Raw genomic sequence first — 19,738 nt, forward strand, 5'->3', positions numbered from 1 at the left:
GCTCCGCTGGGTTACCGGAGCCACACTCACGGTAGGGACTCAGGGTGCAAATGCGCAACCAGATCCCCACTTTCGGTGGACCAACTCCTTGCAGCAGGGCAGACTTCGGGCAAGCCACCAAGGAGACGTCGTGGGACTGCGCACCGCCATCAGCGAACGCCAGCGGAGGCTCGGCCTCGAACTCAAACAGCTGCGCGAGCTAGCAGGATTGACCGCAGGGGAGGCGGCCGACCGCATCGGCATGAGCCGCGGGCAGCTGAGCCACATCGAGCTGGGCCGGACCTCGGTCCTCACCGATCGGCTGTTGGACCTGTGCCGTGCATATGGTTGCACCGACGAGCCCTACGTCGAGGCGTTGGTGTCCATGTCCGAGGCGACCGGAAAGGGATGGTGGAGCAGCCACAGGAAGAGCAGAGGTCCCGGGGCGCTCAATCTCGCCGAGCTGGAGGAGAGTGCCGTCACGCTCCGCACCCACCAGTCCCTCTTCATCCCCGGCCTCTTCCAGACCGCCGACTACGCCCGAGCCATCTTCAGCAGCCCCAAGCTGGGTGTCGACAACGTCGAGGACGCCCTGAGATTCCGCATGGAACGTCAGCACATTCTCACGTGCGCCAACCCGCCGTCCGTGCACGCGATCATCCACGAGGCCGCCCTGCACATGAGGTTCGGCAGCGCGCCCACCGTGCGTGAACAGCTGCTGCACCTCATCGAGGTGGGCCGGCTGCCGAACGTCACCATCCAGGTCTATCCGTTCAGCGCGCAGGCGTACGCGGGCCTCAGCGGGAACTTCGTCCACGCCGTCCCCAGCGTGGCGAGCCTGGGGACCGTCATCCTTGAGCAGCCCACGGGAGACCAGTACTTGACCGGCCGAGAGCAACTGTTGCAGTACGGCACGCTGTTCGAGCGCCTCGCCGAGAACGCCCTCGCCCCCATCGACGTACCGTCGGCCCCTGAAGCACACTCGGTGAAGGACTCTCTGGCCCTCGTCCAGCACCTGCTCTACACCCTCTAGGAGGCCCCAATGCCCCAGCTGAACTGGCAGAAGTCGTCATTCAGCGGCGGCCCGGAAGGGGACTGCCTCTACCTCGCCACCGCCCCCGACGGAACGATCCGCATACGCGAGAGCGACACCCCGGACGCCGTCCTCGCCACCGCCCCCGCCCGGCTGACGAGCCTTCTCCGTCACCTCAAGCACCAGCCCCCGCAGCGACCGCCACTCTGAGCCCCCGCACCCCATTACAAATCAACCCCCGGCGGCCCACCCCCGCAGCAATGCCTCCCGCTCAGCCGTCCTCGGCGTGCCGCCCTCGTGGCGGCGTCCCCACTCCGCCATCGCCGCCAGCGTGGTCCGCAGGGTCGCCTCGCCCTCCGTCAGGCGGGACAGGAGCGTCAGGGACAGGTCGTACTCCGGCCGGGAGTAGCCCGTCGCCGCCGCGGTGTATGCCGCGAGGTCCGTGTCCCCGGCCTCCGTCGAGAGGCGGAGCGTCATGGTCGGGGCCTCGTCGCCGCCGCCCAGGCCCACCGTCAGGGCCAGGTCCACCAGCGTGCCCACCTGGCGCTTGAGGGACTTCACCGGGGCGTCCTCCACCGTGAGGCCTCGGATGTCCTCCCACAGCCACAGGCCCGACTGTTTGTCCCCCAGGGCCGCCACCCCCTCCGGCGTCAGCCGCACCCCTGCCGCGAGGCCCGACGGCTTCGCGCCCACGTACACATCGCCCTCGGCGATCCAGAAAAGTCCCACCATGGCCATGGTGATCCCCCCGCTATCCCCCGGTAAAGAATGATCAGGTCGACCACCGAGACGTACGAAGGGGCCGGGAGGTTCCCCTCCCGGCCCCTTCGTCAACCAGCAACAGTAGCCAGTAGCTATTGCTCCGTCGTCCTCTTCGGACGCCACACCACCAGCGCGCTCGCCTGCTGCACATCCTGGTACGGGACCAGGTCACGGCGGTACGACGCGTGCACCGCCGCCTCGCGTTGCTGCATCGCTGTGGCCGCGCCCTCGACCGCCGATGCCAGTTCCGCCACGCGGGACTGCAGCGCCGCGACCTGGTTCTCCAGCTCGATGATGCGCTTGATGCCGGCGAGGTTGATGCCCTCCTCCTGCGACAACTGCTGGACGGTACGCAGCAGTTCGATGTCACGGGCGGAGTAGCGGCGGCCACGGCCCGCCGTGCGGTCCGGGGATACCAGGCCGAGGCGGTCGTACTGACGCAGGGTCTGCGGGTGGAGGCCCGACAGCTGGGCCGCCACCGAGATGACGTACACCGGCGTCTCGTCTGTCAGTTGGTACGCACGCCCAAAATTGGACTGTCGACGACGGCCGTCCATCTCAAGCTCCCTTCGCGGCCTGGAACAGTTCTGCCCGCGGATCGTCGTCCGCAGTCGCCTCGCGGTAGGACTCCAGGGCTTCCTTCGCCTGGTCGCTCAGCGATGTCGGGACCGATACCTCCACCGTCACCAGCAGATCGCCCCGCGAGCCGTCCTTGCGGACCGCTCCCTTGCCGCGCGCCCGCATCGTACGGCCGTTGGGCGTGCCCGGCGGGAGCTTCAGGGTGACCGGCGGGCCGCCAAGGGTGGGGACCTTCACCTCGCCGCCCAGTGCCGCCTCCGGATACGTCACCGGCACCGTCACCGTCAGGTTGTCGCCCTTGCGGCCGAAGACCGGGTGGGTGTCCACGTGCACGACCACGTACAAGTCGCCTGCGGGACCGCCCCGTTCACCGGGGCCGCCCTTGCCGCGCAGGCGGATGCGCTGGCTGTCGCTGACGCCCGCCGGAATGCGGACCTGCATCGTGCGCGACGACTTCGCCCGGCCCGAGCCCTTGCAGACCTCGCAGGGGTCCTGGGCGATGAGCCCACGGCCCTTGCAGTCCACGCAGGGGTCGGTGAGGGAGAAACCGCCGCCGCCGCCCCGCGTGACCTGGCCCGTGCCGACGCAGGTCGGGCACACGCGGGGTGTGCCGTTCTTGTCGCCGGTGCCGGAACAGGCCTTGCAGGGCGCCTGGGAGGACATGCGCAGCGGGACCGTGGCCCCGTCCACCGCCTCCGTGAAGCTCAGCGTGACCTCGGACTCGATGTCCTGGCCACGCCTCGGCTGCGTACGCGTGCCGGTGCCGCCCTGGCCCGCGCCGCCCCGGTTGAACAGGCCCCCGAAGACGTCACCCAGGCCGCCCCCGAAGCCGCCGGCGCCGCCCGCTCCACCGCCGCCCGGGGCGCCGCCTCCGAAGAGGTCGCCCAGGTCGAAGTTGAAGGAGCCTCCGGCACCGCCGCCTCCGGGTCCTGCCCTGAAGCCGCCGTTGCCGAAGAGAGCACGCGCTTCGTCGTACTCCTTGCGCTTCTTGGGGTCCCCGAGGATGTCGTTCGCCTCGGAGATCTCCTTGAAGCGCTCTTCCGCTTTCGCGTTGCCCTTGTTGGCGTCCGGGTGGTTCTCGCGGGCGAGTTTCCGGTACGCCTTCTTGATCTCGGCTTCGGTGGCGTCCTTGGGGACGCCGAGGACCTTGTAGTAGTCCTTCTCGATGAAGTCCTTGGTGCTCATCCCCGACGTCCCTCCTCTCGCTTCACAACAACTCCGTTACGTCAGCCCTACGTCAGCCCTCGTCCGGGCCGCCACCGGTCTCCTTGTCCTCCGCCGGCTCGGCGGAGTCCGTGGAAGCAGCGGCCTCGGAGTCCTTGACCGTCTGCGCGCCCGGCTGCGGCTCGGCCACGGCCACCCGCGCGGGGCGGATGGTGCGCTCGCCGATGCGATACCCAGGCTGCAGGATCGCGACGCACGTCGTCTCCGTGACGTCAGGCGCGTACGAGTGCATCAGGGCCTCGTGGATCGTCGGGTCGAAGGGCTCGCCCTCCTTGCCGAACTGCTGGAGGCCCATCTTGGCGACGACCGTCTCCAGTGCCTCCGCCACCGACTTGAAGCCGCCGACCAGCTCGCCGTGTTCACGGGCGCGGCCGACGTCGTCGAGGGTCGGGAGGAGCTCGGACAGGAGGTTCGCCGCGGCGATCTCCTTGACCGTGACCTTGTCCCGCTCCACACGGCGGCGGTAGTTCTGGTACTCCGCCTGCAGTCGCTGGAGGTCCGCCGTGCGCTCGCCGAGCGCCGTACGCACCTGGTCCAGCTGCGCCGTCAGGCCGACGTCCTGAGCGGACTGTGCGGACTGAGCAGCGGATTCCTTGCTTGCGTCCCCGGCCGGGGCCGCCGGGCCCTCCTCAGTGGAGGGCTCGGCGGCCTGCGGCGCCGCGTCATCAGGGGTGGCGCCGGAGGGGACGTCAGGCTGCTCGGTGTTGTCACCGAAGCCCGGAGTCTCCTCGGTCATGCGGCGCCGCCCTTCGTGTCACCGGGCTTCTCGTCGTCGACGATCTCGGCGTCGACCACGTCGTCTTCCTTGGACATGTTCGGGGCCTCGCCACCTTCGGCACCCGGGGCAGCGCCCTCGGCACCGGCGGCCTGAGCGTCCGCGTACATGGCCTGGCCCAGCTTCTGCGAGACGGCCGCGACCTTCTCGGTGGCCGTGCGGATCTCCGCCGTGTCCTCGCCCTTGAGCTTCTCCTTCAGCTCTTCGACGGCGGACTCGACCTCGGTCTTCACGTCACCGGGGACCTTGTCCGCGTTGTCGGTGAGGAACTTCTCCGTCTGGTAGACGAGCTGCTCGCCCTGGTTGCGGGACTCGGCGGCCTCGCGGCGCTTGTGGTCCTCGTCCGCGTACTGCTCGGCCTCCTGGCGCATGCGGTCGACCTCGTCCTTCGGCAGCGAGGAGCCGCCGGTGACGGTCATCTTCTGCTCCTTGCCGGTGCCGAGGTCCTTGGCCGTCACGTGCATGATGCCGTTGGCGTCGATGTCGAAGGCGACCTCGATCTGCGGGACACCACGCGGGGCCGGCGGCAGACCGGTCAGCTCGAACATCCCGAGCTTCTTGTTGTACGCCGCGATCTCGCGCTCGCCCTGGTAGACCTGGATCTGGACGGACGGCTGGTTGTCCTCGGCCGTCGTGAAGATCTCCGAGCGCTTGGTCGGGATCGTGGTGTTGCGCTCGATGAGCTTGGTCATGATCCCTCCCTTGGTCTCGATGCCGAGGGACAGCGGGGTGACGTCGAGGAGCAGGACGTCCTTGACCTCGCCCTTGAGGACACCGGCCTGAAGCGCGGCGCCGATGGCGACGACCTCGTCCGGGTTCACGCCCTTGTTGGCGTCCTGGCCGCCGGTCAGCTCCTTGACGAGCTCCGCGACGGCGGGCATACGGGTCGAGCCACCGACGAGAACGACGTGGTCGATCTCGGAGAGCTGGATGCCCGCGTCCTTGATGACGTTGTTGAACGGGTTCTTGCACCGCTCAAGGAGGTCGGACGTGAGCTGCTGGAACTGGGCGCGCGTGAGCTTCTCGTCCAGGTGCAGCGGGCCCTCGGCGGACGCCGTGATGTAGGGCAGGTTGATCGAGGTCTCCGTGGAGGAGGACAGCTCGATCTTGGCCTTCTCGGCCGCCTCGCGCAGGCGCTGGAGCGCCATCTTGTCCTTGGAGAGGTCCACGCCGTGGCCGTTGTTGAACTGCTTGACCAGGTAGTCGACGACGCGCTGGTCCCAGTCGTCACCACCGAGGTGGTTGTCGCCGTTCGTGGCCTTCACCTCGACGACGCCGTCGCCGATCTCCAGGAGGGACACGTCGAAGGTGCCGCCACCGAGGTCGAAGACGAGGATCGTCTGGTCGTCCTTGTCGAGGCCGTACGCGAGAGCGGCGGCCGTCGGCTCGTTGACGATGCGCAGGACGTTCAGGCCCGCGATCTCGCCGGCCTCCTTCGTCGCCTGGCGCTCCGAGTCGTTGAAGTACGCCGGGACGGTGATGACCGCGTCGGCCACCTTCTCGCCCAGGTACGCCTCGGCGTCGCGCTTCAGCTTCTGCAGGATGAACGCCGAGATCTGCTGGGGGTTGAACCCCTTCTCGTCGATGTCCACCTTCCAGTCAGTGCCCATGTGGCGCTTGACCGAGCGGATGGTCCTGTCGACGTTGGTGACCGCCTGGCGCTTCGCCACCTCGCCGACCAGCACCTCGCCGTTCTTCGCGAAGGCGACGACGGACGGCGTGGTCCTGGCGCCCTCGGCGTTGGTGATGACGGTGGGCTCGCCGCCTTCAAGAACGCTGACGACAGAGTTAGTCGTGCCCAGGTCGATGCCGACCGCACGTGCCATTTCGGTTCCTCCAGAGGTACTTCTTGAGTGGATCTGGCTCAAGGATGCATTAGCGCTTCGCTGGAGTCAACAGAGCTGAGCGTGGGGGGCTCAACTCTTATCCCGGTCTTACGCGCAACTAGGCTCCTCAGCTGGCACCACGGACCTCGCCTGCAGGTCGAACGTGGCTGGTCGCGCAGTTCCCCGCGCCCCTTACGGGGCACGGACACGGCAAGGGTTGCCTGAGCGACGCAGATCACCGCCTTGCTGGCTACAGTGCGGCGATGTAAGTGGGTAGTCTCAGACGGACTGCATAAGTTACCGCTTAGTAATCTCACCCTCGCAGGCCCGAGGAGCCCCCAAATGCAACTCGCCGCGATCATCGTGTCGCTGGTCTTGATGGCGGTCGGCGTCGCACTGTTCGCCCGAGCCATCCTGCAGATCATCAACTTCATGCGGATGGGGCAGAGCATCCCCGCCGGCACCCGAACCGACGAACCCGTGCAGCGCACGCTGACGGTGGCCAAGGAGTTCCTCGGCCACACCCGGATGAACCGGTGGGGCATCGTCGGTGTCGCGCACTGGTTCGTGGCGGTGGGCTTCTTCTCGCTGCTCCTGACCATCGTCAACGCCGTCGGCCAGCTCTTCAAGGCGGACTGGCTGCTGCCGATCGTCGGCGAGTGGGCCCCGTACAACATCTTCGTCGAGTTCCTCGGCACGATGACCGTGCTCGGCATCCTGACGCTGATCGTCATCCGGCAGCTCAACAGCCCCAACAAGGCGGGCCGCAAGTCCCGCTTCGCGGGCTCCAAGACGGGCCAGGCGTACTTCGTCGAGGCCGTCATCCTCATCGTCGGCATCTGCATCTTCACGCTGCACGCCCTGGAGGGCGCCCAGCACCACGTGGACGGCTACGAGGCCTCGTTCTTCGTCTCGTACCCGCTGGTGTCGGCGTTCGAGGGGATGGACATCGGGACGCTGCAGACCCTGACGTACCTCTTCGCGATGATCAAGATCGCGACGTCGTTCATCTGGATGATCACGGTCGCCCTGAAGACCGACATGGGTGTGGCCTGGCACCGCTTCCTCGCCTTCCCCAACATCTGGTTCAAGCGCGACGCGGACGGCTCGACGACCCTGGGCGAGCTCCAGCCCATGACGTCCGGCGGCAAGCCGATCGACTGGGAGGACCCGGGCGAGGACGACGTCTTCGGCGTCAGCCAGGTCGAGCAGTTCTCCTGGAAGGGCCTGCTCGACTTCAGTACGTGTACGGAGTGCGGCCGCTGCCAGTCGCAGTGCCCCGCCTGGAACACCGGCAAGCCCCTCTCCCCCAAGCTGCTCATCATGTCGCTGCGCGACCACGCGCACGCCAAGGCCCCCTACTTGCTCGCCGGTGGCGGCAAGGACATGGAGGGCAACGAGAAGGCGTCGGCCGAGCAGCTCAAGGACGTTCCCGCCGCGGCCATCGCGGAGGCCGAGCGCCCCCTCATCGGCACCGCCGAGGAGAACGGCGTCATCGACCCGGACGTCCTGTGGTCCTGCACCAGCTGCGGCGCCTGCGTCGAACAGTGCCCCGTCGACATCGAGCACATCGACCACATCGTCGACATGCGCCGCTACCAGGTGATGATCGAGTCCGCGTTCCCGTCCGAGGCGGGCACGATGCTCAAGAACCTGGAGAAGAAGGGCAACCCCTGGGGTCTCGCCAAGAAGCAGCGCCTTGAGTGGCTCAAGGAGCTCGACTTCGAGGTGCCGGTCGTCGGCAAGGACATCGAGGACCTCACCGAGGTCGAGTACCTCTACTGGGTCGGCTGCGCCGGCTCCCTCGAAGACCGGGCGAAGAAGACCACCAAGGCCTTCGCGGAGCTGCTCAACATGGCGGGCGTCAAGTTCGCGATCATGGGCGGCGACGAGAAGTGCACCGGTGACTCCGCACGGCGCCTGGGCAACGAGCCGCTCTTCCAGCAGCTCGGCCAGGAGAACGTCGCGATGCTGAACATGGCGTTCGGCGAAACTGAGTCTGATAGCGGCTCCGCCGCGGGCGAGGACGAGTCGACCAAGAAGCCGAAGACCGCGAAGAAGATCGTCGCGACCTGCCCGCACTGCCTCAACACCCTCGGCAACGAGTACCCCCAGCTCGGCGGTGACTACGAAGTCATCCACCACACGCAGCTGCTCCAGCACCTCATCGACGAGGGCAAGCTGATCCCGGTGACGCCCGTCGAGGGCCTCATCACCTACCACGACCCGTGCTACCTGGGCCGGCACAACAAGATCTACACGCCGCCGCGCGAGATCATGTCCGCCGTCCCCGGCCTGCGCCAGCAGGAGATGCACCGCCACAAGGAGCGCGGCTTCTGCTGCGGCGCCGGTGGTGCGCGGATGTGGATGGAGGAGCGGATCGGCAAGCGCATCAACACGGAGCGGGTCGACGAGGCGCTCAGCCTCAACCCCGACATCGTGTCGACCGCCTGCCCGTTCTGCCTGGTGATGCTCACCGACTCCGTCAACGGCAAGAAGAACGACGGCAAGGCCCAGGAGTCCCTCCAGGTCGTGGACGTCGCGCAGTTGCTGCTCGACTCCGTGAAGACCCCGGTGGACCCCGCCGGTGAGTCCGAGACCGCGGACGAGCCGGAGCCCGAGCCGGTCAAGTAGGCACGACATGACGTGAAAGGCCGGTTCCGCCCTGAGGGCGGGACCGGCCTTTCGTGTCGTGCGGAAGGGGGGCATCATGTGCTGGTTGTTGTCTGCTGGGGCGTTCGGGGTGGGGGATGGGCATGCGGAGTGCCGGTATACGTGGCATACGTGGCGTCAGACGCGGTGGTGTCGTGGGTACGGCCACCGCCGTCGGCTGCGCGCTGCTGCTCGCCGGTTGCGGCGGCGGTGGCGACGACGGCGCCGGTGGGACCGACGCACGGCACCGGCCCGTCAGCATGGCGGGCAAGGGCGCGGGCCAGCTGCCCGTACCGCGCGGCAAGGGCAGCAAGATCGACGACGACTTCAACGGTGACGGCGCCCCCGATCTCGTACTCGACGATCTCGTGCACAGCGGTCACGGCGATGACGCGGGCATCGGCGTCGTGTACGGCTCCACGAGCGGACTGCGGCCCGGGGCGCGGCAGTTGCTGAGCGCCCGGGCCAACGGTGCGCGCACCAAGGGTGAGCTGCCCGCCGCCTTCGAGTCCGAGGCCTCCTGCGACCTCGACAGGGACGGCTTCAGCGATCTGCTGGTCTCCACCGACCCGCCCTACAACGGCCAGGGCCAGCCGCCCGTGCCGCTGCAGATCCTCTTCGGCTCGCCGCAGGGGCTCAAGGGCAAGGCCGTGAAGGTGAAGGTGCCCGAGCGGTCCCGGTTCGGCAACGACTGGTCCGACCAGCCGGTGTGCGGTGACTTCGACGGGGACGGCGCCACCGACCTCGTGCTGCACGCGAGCGGCGCCCGGCTCACCTATCTGCGCGGCCCGTTCAAGCGGACAGGCGCCCCGCGCGCGGCGGGCAAGCCGCTGACCGCGCCGGGCAACGACCTCGTCACCGGCAGGGCGACGGACGTCGACCGCGACGGTTACGACGACGTCCTCGTCCGCAAGGCCGCGAACGCGTCGGGCGCGGCCACCAGCGCCCTCGTCCTGGGCGGCCCGAAGGGCCCCGCCGAGACCGGGGTGCTCTTCCCGGCCGGTACGGACATCGCGTTCGGCCGCTTCGGCAAGGGCAAGGCGACGGACGCGGCCATCGCGGGCCCCACGGGCGTCGCCCTGCGCTATGACGTGCCCGGTACCGTGCGCGCCTCCATGGAGTCCAAGAACGTCGCCGTGGACACGGGGGACCTCGACGGCGACGGCGTGAGCGAGCTCGTCCTGAGCGGCGGGAGCAGCGGGGACGGCGGCGGCACCGGTGAGGTGCGGGTCTTCCGGGGACGTACGGGGAAGCTCGACAGCAACGCCTCCTCCCTCGTGGTCCCTTCGGCCAAGGGCACCACGCAGGTCCTCGCCATCACCGACTTCGACGGGGACAAGCGGGCCGATCTGGTCCTTCGTACGTATCGGGGGGAGGGCAAGGACACGGTGGGGGTGTATCCGGGGGTGAAGACCGACCTGGTCGCGCACAAGCCTCAACTGACGTTCTCCACAAGGGAGTTCCTGGCGCTGGGGGACGGCGCCTGACGGCCTGCCCCGACGCTCCGGGTGTTCACCCGCAGGACACCCTCCCTCTCCCGTCGCACAACCATTCGTACGCCCCGCCAGTCACACCCCCGGAAGCCTTTCCCCACTACCGGGAGCCCCACGTGCGTGTACGAAACCTGGCCATCGCCGCGAGTGTCGCCGCCCTCGCCGGCGCGGGCCTGACGCTGCCCCTCGCGGGCACGGCGAGCGCCGCGTCGACGCTCAAGGACGACTACAACGGCGACGGCTACCGTGACCTCGCGATCGGCACGCCCGGCTCCAACTCCGTGACCGTGACGTTCGGTTCGGCCTCCGGGGTCTCCGCCAGCCGCTCCGTCACCGTCACGCAGAACACGGCCGGGGTGCCCGGAGTCACCGAGGCCGAGGACGAGTTCGGCGAGAACGTCACCAGCGGCGACACGGACGGGGACGGCTACGCCGACCTGATCGTCGGAGCCCCCGGCGAGAAGGTCGAGGGCAAGCCCACCGGCTCCGTCACCGTCATCAAGGGCGGCAAGAACGCCTTCACCACCGGCGGCCACGTCCTGAACGCCCCGGCGGACACCGCGGGCCGCTTCGGCGAGGCCACCGCCTGGACCGACCTCGACTACGACGGCTCGCCGCAGCTGGCCGTGATCAGCGGAGACAACTGGTGGTTCTACTCCGGGGCGGAGGGCCGAGCGTACGGCCTTGAGGTCGACTTCATCCCCGAGGGCGCCCACCTGGACGGCATGGTCGCGGGCAACTTCAAGTACAAGGACGGCGTCGGCTTCGTCCTGTACGGCGAGCGCGCGGACGGCGGCGCCTACACCGCGCACATGAACGGCGGCGTCGGCGACTACGGCTACGAGTCCGAGCTCATCGCCGAGGGCGGCGACCCGACGGCGACGCGCGACGCGGCCACCGCAGGTGATGTCAACGGCGACGGCTACGACGACCTCGTCACCGGTAACTCCCGCGACGGACAGGGCGGTTCGGTCACCGTACGGTTCGGCGGCGACGACAAGTTCGGCGCCCCGGTGACGTACGACCAGGCCAGTACGGGCGTCCCCGGCGCCGACGAGGCGGACGACGGCTTCGGCGCGTCCGTAGCCGTGGGCGACGTCACGGGCGACGGCCTCCCGGACCTCGCGGTGGGCGCCCCCGGCGAGGAGGTCGGCACGGTGGGGGGCACCGGCAGCGTGACCCTCCTGAAGTCCACCGCGGGCACGTTCACCTCCGGCAAGGCCTGGCACCAGGAGACCGCGGGCGTGCCCGGCGTCGCAGAGGCGGGCGACAGCTTCGGCGCGTCCGTCCGCCTCAAGGACATCAACAAGAACGGCAAGGCCGACCTGGCCACCGGCGCGACCGGCGAGGACATCGGCACGACGGTGGACGCCGGCGCCGTGTGGGTCCTGCGCGGCACATCGACGGGGCTGACGTCGTCGTACGCGGCGTCCTTCAACGGCACCGACTTCGGGCTCGGCGGCGCGAGCTTCGGCACGACGCTGCGCTGACCGACGTGAGAGCCGTAACCCCGCCGTAACCCCTATCACCAGTTACTACTTGGAGACACCTAAGTGCCCTCGATGCCTCAGCACGTGCGGAAGCCCGCACGGAACAAGCTCCTCACGACGGGCGCGCTCTGCGCGGCGACCGTGCTCGGCCTCGCGGCCCTGACCGCGGGCGGCGCCTCGGCAGCCGAGCCCGCCAACCCGACGGCCGACTACAACAACGACGGTTTCGCGGACCTCGCGGTCGGCGTGCCCGGCGCGACGGTCGACGGCAAGACCAAGGCCGGTTACGTGAATGTGGTGTGGGGCGGCAAGTCCGGCCTGGGCAAGCACGGCTCGACCACCGTCAGCCAGTCCACGGCGGGCGTGCCCGGCACCGCCGAGGCGGGCGACGGCTTCGGCCACACCGTGACCTCCGACGACATGAACGGCGACGGCTTCAGCGACCTGGTCGTCGGCACGCCCGACGAGGACAACGACGCGGGCCTGTCCGCGGGCACCGTCACGGTCGTCTGGGGCTCGGCGGCGGGCTTCAAGGGCGGCTTCACCGCGGCCAACGGAGCGGTCAGCGACGGTGGTTACGGCGCGCTGCTCGCCACCGGCGACTTCGACAAGGACGGCGACCAGGACATCGCCCTCAACTCCCACTTCGACGAGACCAGCTCGGTCGTGGTGCGGTCGGGACCGTTCACCGCGGGCTCGTCCGCGAAGCTCTCCCGGGTCGAGGGCTGGCACTTCGCGGGGCCTCGCGCGCTGGTCGCCGGTGACTTCGACGGGGACGGCGGGGACGACCTCGCGTTCTCGTACGACGGCATGGAGGTCAGCGGTACGACGGTGAAGAGCCGTGACGCCGCTACCGGCGAGTGGAAGACGACGTGGGACACGGGCGACAGCACCGACACCGCGCTCGCCACCGGTGACTTCGACGGGGACGACACCACGGATCTGGCGATCGGCGACGTCCAGCCGAACCCGGAGTCGGAGTCCACGGCCTGCGAGGACCGGCTCGGCGGGGCGATCCTCACCGTCTACGGCAAGAAGGGCACCACGCTGGGCGGCCCGTCCTCCTGCACGACGCAGGGCAGTACCGGAGTCGGCGGCAGCGCGGAGTCCGGGGACAACTTCGGGGCGCGGCTCGCGTCCACCGACACCGACCAGGACGGCCGCGACGAGCTGATCGGCGGCGCCGACGCGGAGGCGGTGGGCACCGCGGCGAACGCGGGCACGTACTGGTTCCTCACCTCGACCGGCGCGGGCACGCCTCTCGCGGGCCCCGCCTTCAGCCAGAACTCCGCGGGAGTCGCGGGCACGGCGGAGGCGGGCGACCGGCTCGGTGCGGCGGTCACCGCGGGCGACTACAACGGCGACGGCCTCCCGGACGTCGCCGTGGGCGCTCCCGGCGAGGACGCGAAGTCGGGCGGCGTCTGGTACGCGGCGACCCCCACGGACGGGCCGAGGCCTGCGGTGACTTCGGTGACGCCGGGCAAGCTGGGCCTCGCCGGGGCGAGCGGGTATGGAGCGGTGCTGGGCCGCTGACGGTCACTGTCACCGGCTCCGCGGTGTGGGGCTCCGCCCCAGGACCCCATTCCTCAAGCGCCGGAGGGGCTGATTTCTCGGTCCCTCCGGCGTTCCCATACAACCCTTGCGCCCCACCAACGGTCTCCTCCTAGCCAACGGGGCCCCTACATCGCCCCAACGCCAGGCGAACAGCCACCGCAGCCGCAGGAGACCACGGTCATGCCGAAGCACAAGCGCACCGCCCCCCGCACCCCCTCCAGACGCGGCCGCCTCGCGGCGGCGACGGCCACCGCCGCCGCGCTCACAGGCGGACTCCTCACCCTGACGGCCACCGCGGCGACCGCCGCCCCCGCCGCGGCCACCCAGCCGGACGACGCCGACTTCAACGGCGACGGCGCGGCCGACCTCGCCACCAGCGCCCCGCACGCCAACGTCGGCGGCAAGGACAAGGCGGGCCAGGTGGTCGTCACGTACGGCGGTGCCGAGCAGCGCCACGTCACATACAGCCAGAACAGCGCGGGCGTGCCCGGCAGCGCGGAGACGCGCGACGCCTTCGGCGGCGACACCGCGTACGGAGACTTCGACGGCGACGGCTACGACGACCTCGCCGTCGCCGCGATCGGCGAGGACGTCGGCGACGACGTCGACGGCGGCACGGTCCAGGTCCTGTGGGGCTCCCCCGGCGGTCTCTCCGGCGGCGCCACGATCAAGGACCCGCGCCCCACCAAACACGACTTCTTCGGCGGCCCCCTCCAGGCGGGTGACTTCGACGGCGACGGCAAGGACGACCTCGCCGTCGGCTCATCGTCGGGCGCCGCCACCCTCGACATCTTCGACGGCGGCATCTCCCGCTCCGGGGCCACCGGCGACCACTACACGGTCCTGCCGCCCATCCACAGCGGTGAGGACGCGGGCCCCTTCAACCTGCACTCCGGGGACGTCAACGGCGACGGCAAGGACGACCTGATCGTCAACGGCTTCTCCACCGCGGACGACTACAACGCCAACCTGTGGCTGCCGGGCAGCGCGAACGGCGTCACCACGAGCGGCGTACAGCGGCTGCCCGCGGGCCACATCACGGACGTGGGCGACACGGACGGCGACGGCTACGGCGACGTCATCATCGGCCTGACCTGGGACGAGGGCATCGACGGCGCCCACAAGGGCGGCACCGTGTACGTGGTGAAGGGCAACGCGAACGGCCCGTACGGCGACAGCCAGGCCATCACCCAGGACACGGCGGGCATCCCCGGCGGCAGCGAGACGGGCGACGCGTTCGGCTCGGAGCTCGACCTCGGCGACATCAACGGCGACGGCCACCTCGACCTGGTCGCGAGCTCCTCCGGCGAGGACCTGAACGGCATCGCCGACGCGGGCTCGGTCACCGTCATCTACGGCGCGGCGGACGGCTCCGGTCTCTCCACGGAGGGTGCGGTGCTGTACAGCCAGGACTCGCCCGGCGTCCCCAACTCCAATGAGAAGAACGACTACTTCGGCTCGGACGTCCACGTCGACGACCTGAACGGCGACGGCCGGGGCGATGTCTCCGTCGGCGCGCTGGGGGAGAACGGCGACAACGGCGCCTTCTACGTCCTTGACGCCCTGCCCGACGGCACCCTCGCGGGCACCTCCGGCGTCTACACGTCCACGGTGGGCATCGCGGCCTCGGGCACGCCGCGCCTCGGCTCGAACTTCGCGGACTAGCTCCGCGGTTCCCTCTGCTCAGCCCTCTCTCAACTCCCGGGCCCGCACGCTCCCACCGCTGCGGGCCCGGCTCTGCCTCTCGGAGCTCCTGTGCGCATACGCACCTTCGTCCTGACCGCGGCCCTGACGACAACCGGCCTGGTCACTCTCCCCGCCGAAGCAGCTTTGGCCGCCCCCTCCGGCCTCTCGGGCGACTTCAACGGCGACGGCTATCGGGACCTCGTGGTCGCCGCTCCCGACGCCACTGTCTCCGGCAAGGATTCCGCGGGCACAGTCGTCGTCTTCTACGGTTCGGCGAACGGCGTGAGCGCCACCCGCCGCCAGACCGTCTCGCAGTCGAGCGCCGGGATACCGGGCGCGGCCGAGAACAGCGACAGGTTCGGCGAGACGCTCGCGACCGGTGACCTCGACCTCGACGGCTACGCGGATCTGCTCATCGGCGCACCGCGCGAGGACGTCGACGGCGATCGCGACGCGGGCAGCCTCACCATCGTCTGGGGCGGTGCGTCCGGACTCGGTGCCGGAGCCACGGTCGAGCCGTCCTCCGTACCGGACACCGAGTGCGCATTCGCCGAATCCCTGACCGTCGGGGACACCGATGCCAATGGCGCGGCGGACATCGCTGTGGGTTCCCGCTGCAGCGTCCAGTACTTCCAGGGGCCGTTCACCCACCAGGGTGCTCCCCTCACGCAGGGGAGAGACCATCAGCTCGGCAACGCACGCGACGCGGTCACGGGCAACGTCGACAGTGACAAGACCGCGGAGCGCGTCATGCTGCCCGGGCTGTCCGGCGACGACGCCGGCGGCCGCGTCTACGTCGACGACTGGGCCCAGGGGCAGTACAGGCGAACCGAGTTGACGGATGCGGACGGCACGACCGGCGCGATCGGTGACGTCAACGGCGACGGCTACGGCGACCTGATTCTCGGCGACGACATGGACCCGGAGACGGACCGGCCCGACGCCCATCTCGGTGGAGAGATCTCCGTCTGGTACGGCGGGCCCACGGGCATCGATCCCGGCCAGACTCCGACCCGGATCAACCAGGACACCGCGGGCGTCCCCGGCACGGGCGAGGGCAGTGACCGGTTCGGTTTCTCGGTGAGCAGCGGGGACACCAACAGCGATGGGTTCAGCGACGTCGTCGTGGGAGCCCCGGGCGAGGACGTCGACGGCAAGGACTCCGCGGGTTCCGTGACGGTCCTGCTCGGTTCCGCACGAGGGCTGACCGGCTCGGGAGCACGGGCGATCCACGAGAACACCGAGGGTGTGGCGGGGGCCGTGGAGGCCTCGGACACCTTCGGCGCTGTGGTCGATCTCGCGGACCGGAACAGGGACGGCAAGGCGGACCTCAGTGTCGGCGTTCCCGGCGAGAACGGCAGCGGCTGCACCTGGAACACCCATGGCACCTCCGTCACCGGCTCCCTCTACCTCTGCGCCGACAAGCTGGGCGTGACCGGCGACTACGCCGCATTCGGATCTGTCATCTCCCGCTGAACCACCCGGGGCCCTCTCAACGCTTCGCTTCCATAACCCATTTGGAGACCCTCCTCGTGCACACCCGTCTTGCCACAGCGGCGCTCACGCTCCTAGCGGTGGGACTCGCCCCGCTGACTCTGCCCACCGCGGCGTCCGCCGCCCCCGCGCGGCACACCGACGACTTCAACGGCGACGGCTACGCGGACCTCGCCGTCGGTGTGCCCAGTGCCACCGTCGGCGGGAAGGCCAAGGCCGGGTACGTGAGCGTCGTCTTCGGCGGTGAGTACGGGCCCGGGCCGCACAGCGTGCGGGTCATCACTCAGGCCACCGTCGAGGTGCCCGGCACCCCGGAGGCCGGTGACCGCTTCGGTGGGGCCGTCACCACCGCGCACGTGGACGACGACCAGTACGCAGACCTCGTCATCGGCGCCCCCGGCGAGGACATCGACGCCAAGACCGACGCAGGCTCAGTCACCGTCCTCTACGGCACCGGCGACGGCTTCGCCCTGGCCAACACCGCGGCCCGCGGCGCGCAGTCCGGCGACGCGTACGGGAACGCCCTGGCCGCCGCCGACTTCACCGGTGACACGGACGTCGACCTGGCCATCGGCGGCAAGGACAAGGTCGTCGCCAACCTCAACCCGTACGCCGCCGACACCACGCCCCTCATGGCCGACCGCATGGGCGGTCGCGCGCCCGTCATGACGACCGGCGACTTCGACTCCGACGGCCGCCCGGATCTGGCCGTCGCCTTCTACACGCAGAACCAGCCCTACACGCAGTCCCACGTCCAGGTCCGCAGCTACCTCAAGGACGAGGGCTACTTCGGCTTGGCCTTCAGCAGCGACAACAGCGCCGCGGGCGCCCTCGCCGCCGGTGACTTCAACGGCGACGGCCACGACGACCTCGCGCTCGGCAACTGCCGCGAGATCGCCGACGAGAACATCGACGACCCGTGCGGCCCCGAGGAACTCGCCAAGGGCGGCGGCATCCACATCCACTACGGGGACGGCAGCGGCCTCGTATGGCAGGGGCAGACCCTCAACCAGGACACCGCGGGCGTCCCCGGAGTCGCCGAGACGGGTGACGACTTCGGCAACGCCCTTGCCGCCGCGGACATCGACGGCGACGGCAAGGACGACCTGATCGCGGGCGCCCCCGGCGAGGCCATCGGCAGCGCCGCGCGTGCGGGCAGTGTCACCGTCCTCAAGGGCGGTACGAAGGGCATCCTGGACGACCGGGGCGCGGCGAGCGCGGTCGCCTACCAGCAGAACTCGCCCGGCATCCTGGGCGCCGCGGAGGCCGGCGACACCTTCGGCGCGGCCCTCGCCTTCGGTGATCACAACGGTGACGGCGTACCGGACCTGTCCGTCGCCGCGCCCGGCGAGAACTCCTCCGCGGGCGGCGTCTGGGATCTGCCCGGCGCCAAGGCGGGCGGCTCGGTCGTCACGCCGAACTCCCTCGGCCTGCCCGCCTCTTCCAACCCGTACGCCTATGGAGCTGTGATCGGCCGCTAGCCGCGACCAACGGCTCGACCCTGGGGTAAACCCCTCAGGGTCCCCCTAGGGGTTGTCACAGGTCGGCGGCAAAGCCGCTCTCCTCCCGGGGAGGGACGACCCGGACCCTTCAGACCAGGTACGTTCGATTCGTGGCTGGATTCAGGATCGGACGCGGCCGGGACAACCGCACCCCGCAAGCGCGACCCCAACAACGACCGCGGCAGGAGCCGTACGGGCAGCAGGCCCCCCAGGGCCAGCAGCCCCCGTACGGCTACCCCCAGCCGTCCTCCCCGCAGTACGGCGGTCAGCCGCCGTACGGCCAGGGCCAGGGCGGCGGACGGGGCGGCCAGGGCGGATACGGCGGGCAGCAATGGCCGCAGGCGGGCGGCAACCAGGGCAGCCCCGGCTACCACGGGGAGCCGGAGTACTTCGGCGGACCGGGTGACCCCGGTCACGGGGGCCGGGGCGGCGGGCAGGGCGGCGCTCCGGGCGGCTTCGACCCGTACGCCGCCAACAACCCCGGTCACACCCAGGCCTTCTCCGTAGGTGAGGACCCCTACAACCGGGGCGACACCTACCGCGCGGGCCAGGCCCCCGCGCCGATGGGCCCGCGCCTGCGCTGGAAGGACCTCCTGCGCGGCATCGTGCTGCGCCCCGGGCCGACCTTCCTCCAGATGCGGGACTACGCGATGTGGGCCCCGGCCCTCATCGTCACGTTCCTCTACGGCCTGCTCGCCATCTTCGGCTTCGACGGCGCCCGCGAGGACGCCATCAGCGCCACCCTCTCGACGGCCGTCCCGTACGTCCTGACCACGGCCGTCGCGATCACGATCAGCGCCTTCATCCTCGGCGTGGTCACGCACACGCTGGCCCGTCAGCTCGGCGGCGACGGCGCCTGGCAGCCGACGGTCGGCCTCTCCATGCTGATCATGTCGATCACGGACGCGCCCCGCGTGGTCGTGGCGATGTTCCTCGGCGGCGGCCAGCCCTTCGTCCAGCTGCTCGGCTGGGTGACCTGGGTCGCGGCGGGCGCGCTGCTCACGGCGATGGTGAGCAAGTCCCACGACCTGCCGTGGCCGAAGGCGCTCGGCGCGGCGGCGATCCAGCTGCTCGCGCTGCTGGCGATCATCAAGCTGGGCACGTTCTAGACGTACGTAGAAGGGAAGGGCCCCGGCGGATCGATCAATCCGCCGGGGCCCTTCGTCTTCTTCGTACGTATGGCTCGGCTCAGGCGTCGAGAACCTGACCCGCGCGCCGCACCACGGGAGCCTCGACGCTCCAGGGGAAATTGATCCACTCGTCGGTGCGCTTCCAGACGTACTCGCACTTCACGAGCGACTGCGACTTCTCGTAGACGACGGCGGACCGCACCTCGGCCACGTGATCGAGGCAGAAGTCGTGCACCAGCTTCAGCGTCTTCCCGGTGTCGGCGACGTCATCGGCGATGAGCACCTTCTTGTCGGTGAAGTCGATGACGTTGGGCACGGGCGCGAGCATGACGGGCATTTCCAGGGTCGTCCCGACGCCGGTGTAGAACTCCACGTTCACGAGGTGGATGTTCTTGCAGTCGAGCGCGTACGCGAGCCCGCCCGCGACGAAGACGCCACCGCGGGCGATGGAGAGGATGACGTCCGGCTGGTAGCCGTCGTCGGCGATGGTCTGCGCGAGCTCGCGCACAGCGCCGCCGAACTTCTCGTACGTAAGGTTCTCGCGCACGTCACTCATGCT

The 19,738-nt window shown here is 69.9% G+C and carries 16 protein-coding genes; 10 read left to right on the forward strand and 6 right to left on the reverse strand.

Features of this window, described 5'->3' with window-relative positions:
- Nucleotides 1-130: 130 nt before the first annotated feature.
- Both ACGFX9_RS28790 and ACGFX9_RS28795 read left to right on the forward strand, forming a co-directional pair.
- Nucleotides 131-1,012 (forward strand): helix-turn-helix domain-containing protein, encoded by an 882-nt coding sequence (locus ACGFX9_RS28790; RefSeq protein ID WP_393478378.1) that lies wholly within the window; start codon nucleotides 131-133, stop codon nucleotides 1,010-1,012.
- A gap of 9 nt (nucleotides 1,013-1,021) precedes the next feature.
- Nucleotides 1,022-1,222 (forward strand): DUF397 domain-containing protein, encoded by a 201-nt coding sequence (locus ACGFX9_RS28795; protein WP_393478381.1) that lies wholly within the window; start codon nucleotides 1,022-1,024, stop codon nucleotides 1,220-1,222.
- Between the two features lie 21 nt (nucleotides 1,223-1,243).
- Here the strand turns inward: ACGFX9_RS28795 and ACGFX9_RS28800 are convergent, their stop codons facing one another.
- The 5 genes from ACGFX9_RS28800 to dnaK all read right to left on the reverse strand — a co-directional run bounded on the left by ACGFX9_RS28800 (nucleotide 1,244) and on the right by dnaK (nucleotide 6,178).
- Complete coding sequence (locus tag ACGFX9_RS28800; protein ID WP_393478384.1) at nucleotides 1,244-1,744, reverse strand: hypothetical protein; 501 nt, start codon at nucleotides 1,742-1,744, stop codon at nucleotides 1,244-1,246.
- Between the two features lie 122 nt (nucleotides 1,745-1,866).
- Entirely contained in the window at nucleotides 1,867-2,331 is a 465-nt protein-coding gene (locus ACGFX9_RS28805; protein ID WP_393478387.1) for a heat shock protein transcriptional repressor HspR, read from the reverse strand.
- Nucleotide 2,332: 1 nt separating this feature from the next.
- Nucleotides 2,333-3,538, reverse strand: coding sequence for a molecular chaperone DnaJ (gene dnaJ / locus ACGFX9_RS28810; protein WP_393478392.1), 1,206 nt, complete (start codon nucleotides 3,536-3,538; stop codon nucleotides 2,333-2,335).
- Nucleotides 3,539-3,590: 52 nt separating this feature from the next.
- The gene (grpE, locus tag ACGFX9_RS28815; RefSeq protein WP_393478397.1) at nucleotides 3,591-4,313 is read right to left on the reverse strand and encodes a nucleotide exchange factor GrpE; all 723 of its coding nucleotides are present in this window, start codon (nucleotides 4,311-4,313) and stop codon (nucleotides 3,591-3,593) included.
- Nucleotides 4,310-6,178, reverse strand: a complete 1,869-nt coding sequence (gene dnaK, locus ACGFX9_RS28820; protein ID WP_393478400.1) for a molecular chaperone DnaK — start codon at nucleotides 6,176-6,178, stop codon at nucleotides 4,310-4,312. The genes grpE and dnaK overlap by 4 nt, the downstream gene beginning before the upstream one ends.
- Before the next feature lie 342 nt (nucleotides 6,179-6,520).
- Here dnaK and ACGFX9_RS28825 point away from each other — a divergent pair, with 342 nt between their 5' ends.
- The 8 genes from ACGFX9_RS28825 (at nucleotide 6,521) to ACGFX9_RS28860 (ending at nucleotide 19,158) form a co-directional block, all read left to right on the forward strand.
- Entirely contained in the window at nucleotides 6,521-8,812 is a 2,292-nt protein-coding gene (locus ACGFX9_RS28825; RefSeq protein WP_393478404.1) for a (Fe-S)-binding protein, read from the forward strand.
- A 122-nt stretch (nucleotides 8,813-8,934) separates the two neighbouring features.
- Complete coding sequence (locus ACGFX9_RS28830) at nucleotides 8,935-10,317, forward strand: FG-GAP repeat domain-containing protein (RefSeq protein ID WP_393478408.1); 1,383 nt, start codon at nucleotides 8,935-8,937, stop codon at nucleotides 10,315-10,317.
- Nucleotides 10,318-10,439: 122 nt separating this feature from the next.
- Complete coding sequence (locus tag ACGFX9_RS28835; RefSeq protein ID WP_393478412.1) at nucleotides 10,440-11,813, forward strand: FG-GAP repeat protein; 1,374 nt, start codon at nucleotides 10,440-10,442, stop codon at nucleotides 11,811-11,813.
- A gap of 72 nt (nucleotides 11,814-11,885) precedes the next feature.
- A complete protein-coding gene (locus ACGFX9_RS28840; protein WP_393478416.1) occupies nucleotides 11,886-13,346 on the forward strand; it encodes an FG-GAP and VCBS repeat-containing protein in 1,461 nt (486 codons plus the stop codon).
- A gap of 201 nt (nucleotides 13,347-13,547) precedes the next feature.
- The gene (locus ACGFX9_RS28845) at nucleotides 13,548-15,032 is read left to right on the forward strand and encodes an FG-GAP-like repeat-containing protein (RefSeq protein ID WP_393478418.1); all 1,485 of its coding nucleotides are present in this window, start codon (nucleotides 13,548-13,550) and stop codon (nucleotides 15,030-15,032) included.
- Nucleotides 15,033-15,122: 90 nt separating this feature from the next.
- Nucleotides 15,123-16,529, forward strand: a complete 1,407-nt coding sequence (locus ACGFX9_RS28850; RefSeq protein ID WP_393478423.1) for an FG-GAP-like repeat-containing protein — start codon at nucleotides 15,123-15,125, stop codon at nucleotides 16,527-16,529.
- 41 nt (nucleotides 16,530-16,570) lie between these two features.
- Entirely contained in the window at nucleotides 16,571-18,028 is a 1,458-nt protein-coding gene (locus tag ACGFX9_RS28855) for an FG-GAP-like repeat-containing protein (RefSeq protein ID WP_393478427.1), read from the forward strand.
- 131 nt (nucleotides 18,029-18,159) lie between these two features.
- Nucleotides 18,160-19,158 (forward strand): Yip1 family protein, encoded by a 999-nt coding sequence (locus tag ACGFX9_RS28860; RefSeq protein ID WP_393478431.1) that lies wholly within the window; start codon nucleotides 18,160-18,162, stop codon nucleotides 19,156-19,158.
- A gap of 79 nt (nucleotides 19,159-19,237) precedes the next feature.
- Here the strand turns inward: ACGFX9_RS28860 and ACGFX9_RS28865 are convergent, their stop codons facing one another.
- Complete coding sequence (locus ACGFX9_RS28865) at nucleotides 19,238-19,735, reverse strand: phosphoribosyltransferase (protein WP_393478436.1); 498 nt, start codon at nucleotides 19,733-19,735, stop codon at nucleotides 19,238-19,240.
- Between the last annotated feature and the right edge of the window lie 3 nt (nucleotides 19,736-19,738).

The organism is Streptomyces sp. NPDC048436, from assembly GCF_043200355.1.
Classification (GTDB): Bacteria; Actinomycetota; Actinomycetes; order Streptomycetales; family Streptomycetaceae; genus Streptomyces.

Coding starts and splice junctions, on each gene's coding strand:
- ACGFX9_RS28865 (WP_393478436.1), bottom strand. CDS start 19,735: ATGAGTGACGTGCGCGAGAACCTTACGTACGAGAAGTTCGGCGGCGCT.
- ACGFX9_RS28830 (WP_393478408.1), top strand. CDS start 8,935: ATGCGGAGTGCCGGTATACGTGGCATACGTGGCGTCAGACGCGGTGGT.
- dnaJ (WP_393478392.1), bottom strand. CDS start 3,538: ATGAGCACCAAGGACTTCATCGAGAAGGACTACTACAAGGTCCTCGGC.
- ACGFX9_RS28805 (WP_393478387.1), bottom strand. CDS start 2,331: ATGGACGGCCGTCGTCGACAGTCCAATTTTGGGCGTGCGTACCAACTG.
- ACGFX9_RS28800 (WP_393478384.1), bottom strand. CDS start 1,744: ATGGTGGGACTTTTCTGGATCGCCGAGGGCGATGTGTACGTGGGCGCG.
- ACGFX9_RS28840 (WP_393478416.1), top strand. CDS start 11,886: ATGCCTCAGCACGTGCGGAAGCCCGCACGGAACAAGCTCCTCACGACG.
- ACGFX9_RS28795 (WP_393478381.1), top strand. CDS start 1,022: ATGCCCCAGCTGAACTGGCAGAAGTCGTCATTCAGCGGCGGCCCGGAA.
- dnaK (WP_393478400.1), bottom strand. CDS start 6,178: ATGGCACGTGCGGTCGGCATCGACCTGGGCACGACTAACTCTGTCGTC.
- grpE (WP_393478397.1), bottom strand. CDS start 4,313: ATGACCGAGGAGACTCCGGGCTTCGGTGACAACACCGAGCAGCCTGAC.
- ACGFX9_RS28845 (WP_393478418.1), top strand. CDS start 13,548: ATGCCGAAGCACAAGCGCACCGCCCCCCGCACCCCCTCCAGACGCGGC.
- ACGFX9_RS28825 (WP_393478404.1), top strand. CDS start 6,521: ATGCAACTCGCCGCGATCATCGTGTCGCTGGTCTTGATGGCGGTCGGC.